Origin of the sequence: Nitrosococcus halophilus Nc 4 (genome assembly GCF_000024725.1) — a bacterium.
Classification (GTDB): Bacteria; Pseudomonadota; Gammaproteobacteria; order Nitrosococcales; family Nitrosococcaceae; genus Nitrosococcus; species Nitrosococcus halophilus.
On record NC_013960.1, the window covers coordinates 2,666,313 to 2,680,337 of the forward strand.

11 protein-coding genes are annotated in these 14,025 nt (G+C 45.7%); all 11 read left to right on the forward strand.

The window, feature by feature from the left end:
- Positions 1–7: 7 nt before the first annotated feature.
- The 11 genes from NHAL_RS12580 to NHAL_RS12630 all read left to right on the forward strand — a co-directional run bounded on the left by NHAL_RS12580 (position 8) and on the right by NHAL_RS12630 (position 14,024).
- Positions 8–826 carry an ABC transporter permease gene (locus NHAL_RS12580; protein WP_041355709.1) on the forward strand — a complete coding sequence of 273 codons (819 nt, stop codon included), beginning with the start codon at positions 8–10 and terminating at the stop codon, positions 824–826.
- 11 nt (positions 827–837) lie between these two features.
- Positions 838–2,073, forward strand: coding sequence for an ABC transporter ATP-binding protein (locus NHAL_RS12585; RefSeq protein ID WP_013033531.1), 1,236 nt, complete (start codon positions 838–840; stop codon positions 2,071–2,073).
- Positions 2,074–2,076: 3 nt separating this feature from the next.
- Positions 2,077–2,688, forward strand: a complete 612-nt coding sequence (locus NHAL_RS12590) for a sulfotransferase family 2 domain-containing protein (RefSeq protein WP_013033532.1) — start codon at positions 2,077–2,079, stop codon at positions 2,686–2,688.
- A gap of 14 nt (positions 2,689–2,702) precedes the next feature.
- The gene (locus NHAL_RS12595) at positions 2,703–3,329 is read left to right on the forward strand and encodes a sulfotransferase family 2 domain-containing protein (protein ID WP_013033533.1); all 627 of its coding nucleotides are present in this window, start codon (positions 2,703–2,705) and stop codon (positions 3,327–3,329) included.
- Positions 3,326–4,033 (forward strand): sulfotransferase family 2 domain-containing protein, encoded by a 708-nt coding sequence (locus NHAL_RS12600; protein ID WP_013033534.1) that lies wholly within the window; start codon positions 3,326–3,328, stop codon positions 4,031–4,033. The genes NHAL_RS12595 and NHAL_RS12600 overlap by 4 nt, the downstream gene beginning before the upstream one ends.
- On the forward strand, positions 4,033–7,164 hold the full coding sequence (locus tag NHAL_RS19870) for a sulfotransferase (protein ID WP_013033535.1): 3,132 nt from the start codon (positions 4,033–4,035) through the stop codon (positions 7,162–7,164). The genes NHAL_RS12600 and NHAL_RS19870 overlap by 1 nt, the downstream gene beginning before the upstream one ends.
- Positions 7,148–7,999: a glycosyltransferase family 2 protein gene (locus tag NHAL_RS12610; protein ID WP_041354939.1), complete on the forward strand. Its 852-nt coding sequence runs from the start codon at positions 7,148–7,150 to the stop codon at positions 7,997–7,999. The genes NHAL_RS19870 and NHAL_RS12610 overlap by 17 nt, the downstream gene beginning before the upstream one ends.
- A 29-nt stretch (positions 8,000–8,028) precedes the next feature.
- Positions 8,029–8,769 (forward strand): glycosyltransferase family 2 protein, encoded by a 741-nt coding sequence (locus NHAL_RS12615; RefSeq protein ID WP_013033537.1) that lies wholly within the window; start codon positions 8,029–8,031, stop codon positions 8,767–8,769.
- A gap of 106 nt (positions 8,770–8,875) precedes the next feature.
- Complete coding sequence (locus NHAL_RS12620; protein ID WP_275260967.1) at positions 8,876–9,967, forward strand: glycosyltransferase; 1,092 nt, start codon at positions 8,876–8,878, stop codon at positions 9,965–9,967.
- Positions 9,968–10,386: 419 nt separating this feature from the next.
- Positions 10,387–11,031 carry a cytochrome c3 family protein gene (locus tag NHAL_RS12625; protein WP_013033539.1) on the forward strand — a complete coding sequence of 215 codons (645 nt, stop codon included), beginning with the start codon at positions 10,387–10,389 and terminating at the stop codon, positions 11,029–11,031.
- Positions 11,032–11,045: 14 nt separating this feature from the next.
- Positions 11,046–14,024 carry a TAT-variant-translocated molybdopterin oxidoreductase gene (locus NHAL_RS12630; RefSeq protein ID WP_013033540.1) on the forward strand — a complete coding sequence of 993 codons (2,979 nt, stop codon included), beginning with the start codon at positions 11,046–11,048 and terminating at the stop codon, positions 14,022–14,024.
- Position 14,025: the final 1 nt, after the last annotated feature.

The following is a 14,025-nucleotide window of genomic DNA, read 5'->3' on the forward strand; positions in this document are numbered from 1 at the left end:
TTTTACAATGCCGAGGTTTTCCATTTCCCCTATCACTGCGATCAGGCAATTCATCAAAGTTCGGGAGCTGATTGCCCAGCTTATTTGGAGCGAAGTAGCGGGTCGTTATCGGGGTTCTTTTGCCGGATTCTTGTGGTCTTTTATCAATCCGTTGTTTTCCCTAGCCATGTACACTTTCGTATTTGGCGTGGTTTTTAAAGCACGCTGGGGTCTCTCAACGGAAAATACTTTTGATTTCGCGCTAGTGTTATTCGCTGGTTTAATCGTTCACGGGCTATTATCCGAGTGCATCAGCCGGGCCCCTTATCTCATCCTTGGTAACCCTGGTTATGTCAAGCAAGTGGTTTTTCCCCTTGAAATACTGCCGGTTGTCGTTTTGGGATCGAGCCTGTTGCATGCGGCTATCAGTTTTTTATTGCTGATCGTTATTTGGAGTATTGCCCATGAAGGGGTGACGTTAGCTACTGCCTTTATTCCCATGCTGATATTGCCATTGAGTCTGATTGCTGTGGGGGTCAGTTGGTTCATCGCAGCGGCTACCGTGTATTTTCGGGATCTAGCTCAGTTGGTTACCTTTATTAGCAGTGGTTTGCTCTTTTTTTCCCCTATTTTTTATCCTGTAAGCTCAGTGCCCGAACCTTTTCGCGCTTGCTTGGAATTTAATCCCCTCACTTATGTCATCGAGCGGGTACGTGCGACCCTCATTGGAGGAGACATTCCAGAGCTGAAGGGATACCTAATCTATTTATTAATTTCTGTTGCTGTAGCCTGGTCGGGTTATGTCTGCTTTCAAAAGACACGCCCTGGCTTCGCTGATGTAATATAACGTTAATTTCGATGATGAAAATTGATCCCGAAATTTTGATTGATGTGGACAACGTCAGTAAGTGTTACCATTTATATCAACGTCCACAGGATCGTTTATGGCAATCTTTTCTTAGGGGACGTAAGAAATTTTATCGTGAATTCTGGGCATTGCTCAATGTTTCCTTACAAGTCCGGCGGCGGGAAGCCGTAGCTATCATCGGGCGTAATGGTGCTGGCAAAAGCACCTTGCTTCAACTGATTGCGGGTACTTTGACACCTACTGCCGGAAGGATTACCGTTCAAGGCAGAGTCGCTGCCCTACTGCAATTGGGCAGTGGCTTCAACCCCGAATTTACAGGACGGGAAAATGTTTTTCTCAACGGTGCTATCCTTGGATTCAGCCGTACTGAGATCGAACGCCGGTTTGATGAAATTGCCGCCTTTGCAGAGATTGGAAATTTTATTGAACAACCGGTTAAAACCTATTCTTCAGGGATGACCATGCGGCTTGCCTTTGCCGTTTCCGCCTGTCTCGAACCCGAAGTATTAATTATTGACGAGGCTTTAGCGGTAGGCGATGCGGTATTTCAGTTCAAATGCCGAGAGCGGCTTCAGGATTTGATTTCCAAAGGTACGACCCTACTGTTTGTCTCCCATGACATGAGTGCGGTTAAATCTTTTTGTCATCGTGCGATTTATCTTGAAAATGGCCAAAAAAAAGCAGAGGGTGAACCAGAGCATATTTCTGAGTACTACTTCATGGATGTACGTGCCGAGCAAGCCCGTAGCGCACCCAAAAAAAATAAAGGCATGGATACGGCTATCAGGGAAAAAGCCTATGGTGGTTATGGGACCAGCGAAGGAGAAATTTTATCTGCTGTTTTCTCGGTGACTGGCCAGAATAATGCTTTTTTCAACTATGGGGAAACCATTGAGCTAAAAGTGATTTGTCAATTCGCAGCCCATATTAAATATCCCTGTCTAGCGGTAGTAATCCAAGCAGTTAATCTAGTCGGTATAGGTGGTCAGTGGTTTCGGATCGAGCAGGCTGATTTAGAAGAAAAATTAGCTACCCTAACCATAAGATTTACAGCAAAATTTAATGAAGGAAAGTATTTTATTACCCTAAGACTAGAAGAACGTAAAGATCAGAAACAATACTATATTTTACATAAAATTCCAGGCGCATTAACATTTGACGTACTGCCACGATCCGATAACTGTTTGTTGGGATTTAATGACTTAGAGCTTGTGTGCGAACAGTAAGCAATGATTATTTCTCACAAGTATAAGTTTATTTTTATAAAAAATGGGAAAACCGCAGGAACCAGCATTGAGGTGTTCCTTTCTCAATTTTGTGCATCCTCTGATATTGTCACACCCATTTACCCTCCTGTAGAGCCCCACTGTCCCCGTAACCACAAAGGTTTTTATAATCGTATGACAAGTGCGGAGATCCGGGAACGAATAGGAGAAAAAACCTGGAGAAATTATTTTAAGTTTTGCGTGGAGCGTAACCCTTGGGATAAGACTCTTTCTTATTATTATATGGCAAAATTTAGAGCTAATGGAAATCTTTCTCTTGACGAATTTCTTGCCGGTCAAGAGTTTCCCATCAACTTTCCCCGGTATACAGAACCAGATAATAGTTCCAAAATCATTGTTGATCGGGTTCTTGACTTTGATAACCTCATAGGCGGCTTAAGGGAAGTTTTTCAGGGGCTAAGAATACCTTTTAATGGCTCGCTTGGAGTTCATGCCAAATCAGAGTACCGAACTGATCGGCGGCCTTATCAGGAGGTTCTAACATCTACTCAAGCAGAACGGATTCGGGATATTTTCGCGGTTGAAATTGCCTTGCACGGCTATTGCTTTTATTAGTCGAGGCTAAGCATATGATAGGGATATACCATCAGTTCATTTTTGTGCATATTCCAAAAACAGCAGGGAATGCACTGCAAAGTGTTCTCAGCTCCTATTCAGAAGATGCTATTGTCGTGGGCGATAACAAGGATGGTGTTCACCGCTTCGGACTATATAGCGCTTATGGTACGGTTAAGCATTCAACCCTGGCTGATTATCTTGCCGCTCTTGGACCTGAATCATTTTGGTCAAAGCGAAAATTTGCTTGTGTTCGTAACCCCTGGGAGCGTGCGATTTCTTTTTATTTTTCACCACATCGAGGATGCGATACCTGGGATCGAAATGAATTTATCCGTCTGTTGGATGAAATCCATCCGATGACTACCTACTTGCGGTTACCCATTGATACAGCTGGCACGAGACCTGATCATAATCTTGATTTAATTATTCGCTACGAACAATTAAATAAGGATTTCTCTAGGCTGTGCGATATTTTAGACATTGCAGGGGGAAGCCTTCCTATCCTTAACCAAGGGAGTCGGCAGCCTTATTTTGATTATTATGATCCTGAGCTTGTTCAAATAGTAGCGGACCGCTTTCGGGAAGATATAGAGGTTTTTGGCTATGAATTTGAGCCCTGCAATAGAAAGCCAGCATGAAAATCGTATTCGTTCATATCCCTAAGGCGGCAGGGACATCATTAAAGGAAGCTATTTTGGAAAAGGTGGGCGACGATAATCTTTATTTTGATTATAATCGTCCTCTTGCTAAGACGGATTTGCACCGTAAAGCCTGTTGTCTATTTTCAAGTGTTACGGCTAGACCAAGCGCAGAAGCAATTATATTTGGTCATTTTCTTGCTGGAAAATACGCCAGATTTAATGGATGTTATTTTAGGCCTCGCAAGAAAATAGATTACGCAGTTTTTCTTCGTGATCCTTTACAAAGGGCAATATCCCACTTTTTTTTCTGGAAAAGAACAGTTATTGATGGACACCGGGTCTGGAAGCGTTTCTGTCGGGAAAACTGGAGTTTAGAAAGGTTCCTGTTATCCGAAGAACATACTAACTTTCAAGCTAAATTTCTTTGGCGCTTTCCTTTGAGTCAGTTTAGTTTTATTGGCTTAACGGAGCATTTCGACGACAGCATAAAAATGTTGGGCCGTGTTTTCCCATTGCTAAATGATTTACCGGTTAGAGCTGATAACAGTAACCCTCAAAATACTGTTGGGGCAAGCTATGAAATCGATCCTTATTTGGCGTCTGAATTTATGCGGCGTAACAAGTTGGATTATGCTTTGTATGGCCAAGCAGAGAAAATTTTTTCTGCGCAAAAATCTAAATTCCTGAAAGCAGGGTTGTGATGATGACTGATAATTCTTCAGTCGTATTCTTACTAGGAGTGCCTCGTTCGGGGACAACTTTGTTGTCTTGGCTGCTCAATCAGCATCAGAGTGTTTATTGTCCCCCAGAGCCTTGGTTGTTATTGGGGTTGGAAGCGCTCGGGCAAGCTCCCGCCGACCATGTTGCGGACCCGCCTCTTTTGTCTGCTGCAATCACAGAATTCCTAGGGGGTAGGCGGTTAGAAGCGCTTAAGCAGGCGGCTTTGTCTATTTATCAACAAGCCTTGAAGGAGACGGGAAAATCCGTTTTTGTTGATAAAACTCCTCGTTACTATCATGTGCTTGATTTTGTAAAAAATTTTCTGCCTGAAGGAAAAATTATTTTTCTTCTGCGCAATCCACTTGATGTAGCAGCTTCTTTTAAAACCTCCTGGTCGGTTAATCTTCCAAAAATTATTTCCGATCAGGCGGACACTCCCTTTTTATTTGATTATGTTCTAGGCTTTAATTATTTATTGGCCTTTGAGACAGAGCATCCAGTACTTAGAGTCTATTATGAGAATCTAGTGGCTAACCCCGAGACAGAAATGGCACGTATTTTTGACTATCTGTCGCTGCCATCGCAATCATCTGGTAAAGATCTTGATATCCAGGATACCTCCTATGCTAGGAGTTCTTTTGGCGATAAGAAAATTCTTTCCACACGCTATATACATACCCAATCCGTTGAAGCTTATAAAACTGTTTTTGTAAAAGAAGAAGCTGCTCTTCTTTTGGATGCTTTGGGTAAAGAAAGCTTTTCTCGATTAGGGTATGCTACACAATATGCCAATGCCTGTACAGAATTCGATATTACCCCTTCAAATGAAATGTTTTCGCAATTATTTGAAGTGGCGGAAAGGTATGTCCAGCAACGTAAAAAACGTTGTTATAGCCCTTGGTCACGGGGAGTGCTGGAGCAGCAAATTGAGTGCTTAAGACAACAGGTTGAGGCCGCCAAAAAAGAGAGTGCGGATCTTGATGAGCAGCTTGCTTCTGTGCAAACGCGAAACAGCACCCTTGATAAACAACTAAATTCCGCACAAGCTCAGAATAAAATACTTAACGAGCAATTGGTTTTATTAGAAACACAAAAAGAAGAACTTAATCAGCAACTTTATAGGTTGCAAAACATAAATTTGAGAGGGCGGTTGCGAGCATATTTTGGGTATATTAAAAAACGTTTTAAACAAACGATTCAACAGGGGCTTTGGCGTATGGCACAGGGGCCAGCTGTGCCGCCATTACCAAAGATTACCGTAGTGACGCCAGTACTCAATGGCGCTGAATTTATTGAGGCGACGCTGCGTTCCGTATTGGTGCAATCCTATCCTGCACTGGAATTTATTGTTGTTGATGGTGGTTCGACGGATGATACTTTATCGATCATTGGCAGTATTCAGAATGATTCCATATTACCCAATAAAATCACTCAGGTTATCTCAGAGCCTGATGAAGGGATGTATGATGCTATTGCTAAGGGTTTTTCTCAAGCAACGGGTGAGATCTTGACCTATCTGAATGCCGATGATTTACTCGAAGGCGGAGCTTTAGTTGCTATTGGTGAGTATTTTGCCCGTCATCCGGAAGTCGCTGTGATCTACCATGAAGATACCGTTCTAGTGAGCGGTTGGAAATATCCTAATGTTCGGCAGCCGAAAGGCATCACTACTGGGGATCTATTGAATAAACACATTTTGTTTCAGGATGGTGTTTTCTTTCGGCGTAGCGCTTATCAATCTGTTGGCGGTTTACGGCGGGATTTAACACTGGCGGGTGATTACGATCTTTGGTTACGTTTATCTGCGCAATTTAAATTTATCCGTAGACCCGGACATGTGAGTTGTTTTCGTGTTCGCCAGGGACAACTAAGCGAAAACATGGAACGCTACTACCAGGAAGTCGACCGCTCCCGCAACGACTTTCTGGCTAATGCCTCGCATTTTCAAAAATTGCGCTGGCAACTTCAGTCTAAATACCGTTCCTTGCGTAAATACCTGGCTGCGTGCGTAAAAAAAGACCGTTTATTTTTTCCTATTGACTTTGGCAACATGCCGCCACCCTTGGTCACTCTCACTGGTACAGAATATGGCCAAGCCTTAAGTCCCATTGACGGCAAACCGGCGGAACGACTCTTATTCAGCACTCCCGACACCCGGTTTGGCGACAATGCCATCAACCACATTTACTTAGATACGCGGCACGCTATTGCTATTATCCATCCGCCTGTTCAACCCTCTGAATTGGATAGGCTATATCAGCAAAACTATTCTGCACCACCGGTAGCTATTAAAAATCCGGTGGACACTTCCCCCTATCGCCAGTTCAATGGTAAACCCTTGTGGGAAAGGATACTATTGCATTTACCAGTGGAAAAATTTGCATTTTTTTTGCCAAACGTTTGGTCAAACAACACATTGTCCGAGTTGACGAGTGTGCTTCGAGCGGCACGGGTAGAGCTCGACAGTTCTCTTCGGGTGCTTGATGCCGGCTGTTTTGAAGGTCACCTGCTGGATGATATTACTGCCGAAAAGCCCTGGCGAGCTTATGGTTTGGAGCCTAATGCCCAGGCGGTAGAAGTAGCCCGGGGTAAAGGCCATTGTGTTTGGCAAGGGCACGCGGAGAATGCCGTTGAAATTATCCCAGCCCCCTACCAATTTGATGTCATATTCATGGGGCAAAGCATTGAGCATGTGGACGACCCTGTGCGGGTTCTACGCCGACTCCGTCTCCTGCTTGCACCTGGCGGTGTAGTGGTCGTGAGTACACCTAACTTGGATTCCCGTCAGGTTGACTGGTTTGGTCCCACCTGGGCCCATTGGCATCCTCCCTATCATCGTTATATTTTTTCACGGAAAGGCCTATTTGCACTTGCCAGCCAAGTTGGTTTGCAACCTGTTTGTTTTAAAACATTCTCCCATTGCTATTGGACAGCCATCTCTTTGATGCAAAACTTCCTGGGTCTGGGAGGTAGTGTCTCTCATGCAGTTAACTTTGACCGTTCCTTATGTATGCAAGCACAAAGAATTAATTTTTGGCAGCAACTCTTCTGGAATTATTTAGGTAAAGGCGACTATTGTTTCTTTGCAATGAAGGATGGAGAGGGTGACTAACTCTGTACTTCCAATTATCAGTATTATAACGCCCTCTTTTAATCAGGGTGATTTCGTGGCGGATACCGTGCGCTCGGTATTTGAGCAGCGCTATCCAAAATTAGAATATATTTTTATGGATGGTGGCTCTATTGATAATACTTTGGAACGGGTTGCCCCCTATCGTGATCATTTTTTCCATTTCCAGTCAGAACCAGATGATGGCCAAAGCGCGGCTATAGCCAAGGGCTTTAGCTTGAGTTCTGGCGAAATTATGGCTTATTTAAACAGTGATGATGTGCTTTTGCCTGGTACGCTTAATTTCGTTGCCGATTATTTCCGCCGTCATCCTGAAGTGGACTGCCTTTACGGGCATCGCTGTATTATCAACGAAGTAAATCAAGTTGTTGGGCACTGGATTTTACCTAGACATAGTAGCTTTCTGATGCGGCGTTGGGACCTCATTCCCCAGGAATCTTGTTTTTGGCGCCGTCGTTTATTTGAACAAAAGGGCAATATTGATACCAGCTTTCTTTTTGCCATGGACTACGATTTGTTTGTCCGCTACATGAGTATTGGTAGATTCCAGCGTGTAAACCGTTTTCTCGCCGCTTTCCGCGTTCACCAAGATTCCAAAACCACAACTCAATTAGCGACTATCGGCAAGGAAGAAGTAGCGCGAGTTCAGCAACACAACAATATTAATTTACCACCCCTGATGGGGAATTTCTTTTCTCTTTGGGTGCAATTACGATCTGCTTTTTTTGTACGAAGAGGGGAAACTTTCCCGGGATTACCTCCGGGATTAAACTTTAATTTAGACATGTTATGGGGAGACTCAACCGATCCCCTGTGAAGAATACAACTGGTATATAATTGGTGGCAATGAAACCGTTAATCACGGTGGCGGTGCCTTCGTACAACCAAGGCTGTTATCTTGAACAGGCTTTAGTCTCTATTTTTAGCCAGCAACTGCCTATTGAGGTATTCGTGGTGGATGGTGGTTCTAGGGATCACTCCCTCGCAGTGATTCGTAAATGGGAATATCGTCTGGCTGGCTGGCGTAGCCATCCTGATCAAGGGCAAGCTGCGGCTATCAATGAAGGGATCGCGCGAGGACAGGCGCCTTTTGTGTGCTGGCTTAACAGCGATGATTGGCTGCTACCGGAAGGCTTAATCCATTTATATAAGGTATTGCAGCAATCTTTAGAAGTTCCCGCGGCTTATGGACGCTCATGGAACTTTGTTGAAAAAAAACAAACTCTTCGGGCTGTTTGGGTTGAACCTTTTAGCGAGCACCGCCTGGCATTACGCTGCATTATTTCTCAGCCTGCAACGCTGATCAGACGTTCTGTTTGGGAAGCCATAGGCGGAGTTAATGAAAATCTTCATCTGGCGATGGACTACGATTTATGGTGGCGCTTATTTAAAAATTTCGGACAGTTACACTTTGTAGACAAATTTATTGCCGTGAATCGGGATCATAGAGCGACCAAAACAAAGACTCAGCGCCGCTTGCATTACCAAGAGGCCATCAGGGTCGTCCGCCAACATTATGGACGTGTGCCTTTAAAATGGTGGCTCGCCCAACCTTATGCAGTCTGGTTGAAGACGTTACTCAGATAGCCTTTAAATTTATAGCTTTAGTCTTAGTGACTGTTTTTATAAAAAGCCCTCCAATAAAATTCCTATGCGGGTTTTGCACTTTTATAAAACTTATTTTCCAGATACGGTGGGAGGTGTTGAGCAAGTTATTTACCAAATTGCTCGTGGTGTTTCCGCTTACAGCGTTGAAACAGAAATTCTTACCTTGACTAAAATCAAATCCGAAGGGAGTCTCTTTGTTGATAACCATCTTGTTCATCGTGCCCAACTTGATTTTCAAGTGGCATCAACAAGTTTCTCTGTATCAGCCCTGTTAAAGTTTGCTCAATTAGCTAAACAAGTCGATCTGATTCATTATCATTTTCCTTGGCCATTTATGGATGTTGTGCATTTTCTTTCATTGGTCAAGAAACCGGCTGTTGTTACTTACCATTCTGATATTATCCGGCAGAAATTTCTATTCAATTTTTACCGGCCACTCATGCATTGCTTTTTGGCTCATGTGGACCGTATCGTGGCGACTTCCCCTAATTATTTTGCTACCAGTCGGGTGTTGGATCGTTATCAGACTAAAACTCAGGTCATCCCCATAGGCTTGGATAAAACTTCTTATCCTGAAGTAAGACCGGCATTACTGCGGCACTGGCAAACACGAGTCGGTGATCGTTTTTTCTTGTTTGTGGGTATGATTCGCTATTACAAAGGCTTGCATATTCTTCTAGATGCCGTTCAGGACACTGATTTTCCGGTGGTTATTTTAGGTTCTGGGCCCGTTGAGAAAGAATTGAGAAGGCATGCAAAACGTTTGCATTTGAAAAATATTTATTTTCTTGGGGCCCTATCCGATGAAGATAAAGTAGCGCTGATTAAACTGAGTCTAGCCATTGTGTTTCCTTCCCATCTTCGCTCTGAGGCCTTTGGAATTTCTTTGCTGGAAGGGGCCATGTTTGGCAAGCCTATGATATCTAGCGAGATTGGTACAGGTACCAGTTATATCAATATCCATAACCAGACTGGTCTGGTGGTTCCCCCGAGTAACCCCCGCGCATTTAGGGAGGCCATGGAGTTTCTTTGGCATCATCCCGAGGTTGCGGTGAGAATGGGCAAAAATGCTGAAGCTCGTTATTGGCGGCTGTTTACCTCGAAACAGATGGCTACTAACTATGTTAATCTCTATGAGCGGTTACTTTCGGAAAAAAATAGCGACAAAAAATATTAAAATTCTCCGAGAGAGAGAACCTGGCAAGACCAGTTTCTGCTAGTAATGTAAGATAAAATCCTGCCCATGTGACTGATTAGTCTCTCTGGGGAAGAGGAGTGCCTTTCAGCAGAGAGGTAATTATTCCGGATTTCATAAATATTCTGGCTAGCCATTGCCTGACTAGTGAATAGTTTCGGCTATCCTCCCGTGTAGTTACTATGTTCAGAGGTGGTTGGAGAATCCCTTTATAGGAGGCTCAATATAGCAGACTCGCTGCTTTAATCTATTTGGCTATGCAAATTCTATTTTCTAGTCTATACCCATAAGTAGTGGCTTTTTTTAGCTTTATCGGACGATTACTGGGAGATGCCGGGTAGGGTAATAAAGTTACTATGGATAATAGCTTTAGATTTAAGATATAGGACTAAGTTTTTGCGATGCCCCAGATTTTCTCATCTCCTTTTATTCTGATTTTAAAGTTAGTGATTCTGGGGGTTATTTTATTTTTCTCAAGTATAGCAGTGATTTGGCGAGCTACTTTGGACCCCATGGCGGCAATTGGAACACCTGTTGAACAACCTGTTCCTTTTAGCCATAAGCATCATGTCCAAGATGATGGCATTGATTGTCGCTACTGTCATACTTCTGTAGAGAAATCTTCTTTTGCTGGCTTTCCTTCAACAGAAATTTGCATGACTTGCCACTCCCAGATTTTTACGGATGCACCGATGCTTGCACCGGTGGTAGAGAGTTATCAAGAGAATAAGCCGTTGCGTTGGAAACGAGTCCATGATTTACCTGATTTTGTTTACTTTAATCACAGTATTCATATTCATAAGGGTATCGGTTGCGTTTCCTGTCATGGGCCAGTAGATGAAATGCCACTAACCTGGCGTGCTAAGCCCCTGACCATGCAATGGTGTTTGAGTTGCCATCGAGCACCAGAGCATTTTGTGCGACCGCGGGAGTATGTCTTCGATATGGATTGGAAGCCTAGGGAAGACCAAGAGGTTCTGGGGAGGAGGTTAGTAGAGGAATACAACATTCAGAGTAAGACGGATTGCTCTGTTTGTCACCGTTGAATAAGGATGGAGATATGGCGAAATCGGAGATGAAACCCTTGGATTTAGCATCCATCCGTGCACGCCTTGCCGAGACAGAAGGGCGCAGTTTTTGGAAAAGTCTGGAAGAATTAGCGGGAAGCGAGGAATTCAAGAAATTTTTATATGAGGAATTTCCATACTTTCGTGAATTGAGTCAGGCCTCACTCAGTCGTCGAGATTTCATGCGGCTGATGGGGGCCTCCCTGGCTCTTGCTGGCCTTAGCGCTTGCAGTCGGCCCCCCTTAGAAGAGATCTTGCCCTATGTGCGGGCACCAGAAGGGGTGGTGCCAGGGGAGTCCCTGTTTTTTGCCACCGCCATGGTGCTGGATGGCTTTGCAACGGGAGTGTTGGTGGAAAGTCGGATGGGCCGTCCCATCAAGGTGGAAGGTAATCCCCGCCATCCTGCCAGCTTGGGGGGCACTGATATCTTTGGTCAGGCTTCCGTGCTGCAGTTGTGGGATCCTGATCGGGCCCAAGCCGTAAGGCATCAGGGAGAAAGGAGTACTTGGGAAGCCTTTCTCGCTGGGATCGGCGAAAAACTCGAGACCTTCGAGCACAATCAAGGCAAGGGGCTTTATTTATTGACGCCAACCATTAGCTCGCCGACCCTGATATCCCAGTTACAGGCATTAGGCATGCGTTTTCCCCATGCCCGTTGGCATCATTATCAGCCGGTTCATCGAGATAATGGGTATGAAGGTGCCCGTTTGGTGTTTGGGGAGCCCCTTGAGACCCACTTTCACTTGGATCGGGCCCAGGTGATTCTGTCCCTCGATGCTGACTTCCTGGGTTCACTGCCGGGCCATTTGCGCCATGCTCGGGATTTTGCCAAGCGGCGGCGCATTGACTCAGGGCAAGCGACCATAAACCGCCTGTATGTAGCGGAAGGTACGCCTACGATTACGGGGGCGATGGCGGATCATCGCCTCTCGCTGCGCCCGAGCCAGGTGAGCATCTTGGCTTGGTATGTGGCTCAAGAACTGGGGATTGCCGTACCCGAGATAGAGGCGCCGCTCCCGGTCCCCGAGGAATGGATTAGAGTCTTGGTGGGAGATTTGCACCGGCATGGTGGAGCCTCCTTGGTGGTGGCCGGAGAAAGACAACCTCCCTTTGTCCACGGGCTGGCCCATGCGATGAATCATGTCTTGGGGAATGTAGGGAAAACGCTGACCTACACGGCGCCCGTAGTCTTCAATCCACTGCATCAAAATAAATCCTTGCGCCACCTGAGGGCTAAGATGGCGGCAGGGGAGGTGGACACCCTCATTATGTTGGGGGGCAATCCCGTCTTTAGCGCTCCTGCCGATCTCGCCTTTTCCGAACAGCTTTCCAAAGTAGATTTATCCGTTTATTTGGGGTTGTATGAGGATGAAACCGCGGCCCAAAGTGACTGGCATATCCCCGAAGCCCATTATCTAGAGAGTTGGAGTGATGCCCGCGCCTATGAGGGTACGGTCAGTCTTTTGCAACCCCTGATTGCCCCGCTTTATCAGGGAAAATCAAGCCACGAATTGATAGCGGTATTGCTGGGAGAGGATGGCCGCAGCAGTTATGAAATCCTACGTGAGTACTGGCAAAAGCAGTGGTCCAAGTCTGATTTCGAAAATGCCTGGAGCAGAGCATTACAAGCGGGTGTGATTGAAGGAACAGCTTTACTATCAAAGAGGGTGAAGTTGAGAAGTGATTTCATTGACTCTCTTTCCAAGGCTCGGCCCGAGGTTAAGAATGCTTCAGGTATAGAAATCATTTTTATGCCTGATCCCACCATTTGGGATGGTCAGTTTAGCAACAATGGTTGGTTGCAGGAATTGCCTAAGCCAATCACCAAACTTACTTGGGACAACGCTGCCTTGATAAGTCCCCGGACGGCTGAAAGGTTGGGGCTTGCCAATGAAGAAATCGTGGAGCTTCGCTACCAGGGGCGTCAGGTCCAAGCCCCTATTTGGATCGTGCCTGGACATGCTGATGAAGCCGTCACGGTGACTTTGGGCTATGGCCGCGAGCAAGCGGGGCAGGTGGGAACGGGAACAGGTTTTAATGCCTATGTACTGCGTACCGCCGATGCGCCTTGGTTTGGCCTGGGCCTGGAAGTCGTCAAGACCGGCAAGCGTCATCCTTTGGCGACGACCCAGCACCACCATAGTATGGAGGGGCGGGATATCGTGCGGATTGCGACCCTCTCTGAGTTTCAAGAAAATCCCAATTTTGCACATCAGGAATTGCCCTCTGAAAGTCTTTATCCCCGGTTTGAATACTCAGGTTATGCCTGGGGGATGGCTATTGATCAGAACGCTTGCATCGGCTGCAACGCTTGTGTCGTGGCTTGCCAAGCAGAAAACAATATCCCGGTAGTGGGTAAGGAACAGGTCAGTTTAGGCCGGGAGATGCATTGGTTGCGCATCGACCGCTATTACAGTGGCTCTTTGGAAAATCCCCGAACTTATTTTCAGCCAGTGCCCTGTATGCATTGTGAAAATGCACCCTGCGAATTGGTCTGTCCCACGGCAGCCACCGTGCATGATTCAGAAGGACTCAATCTCCAAGTGTATAATCGCTGTATCGGTACCCGCTTTTGCTCCAATAACTGCCCTTACAAGGTCAGGCGTTTTAATTTTCTACAATATGCTAAAGACACACCGGGTTTGGCAGCACAAAGAAACCCCGAAGTTACAGTTCGGATGCGGGGAGTTATGGAGAAATGTACCTATTGTGTGCAACGAATTAGCCGTGCCCGAGCCCAAGCCGAGATAGAAGGTCGGCGTATTCAAGAGGGTGAAGTATTAACGGCCTGTCAGGCGGCTTGCCCCACCGAGGCTATCCAGTTCGGTAACTTAAATGATCCAGAAAGCAGGGTTAGCCAAGCCAAGGCGTCGCCACTTCATTATGCGCTTTTGGGTGATCTCAACACCCACCCACGAACCACCTATCTTGCCAAACTGACCAACCCCAACCCGGATCTTAAAGCGGAGTAGC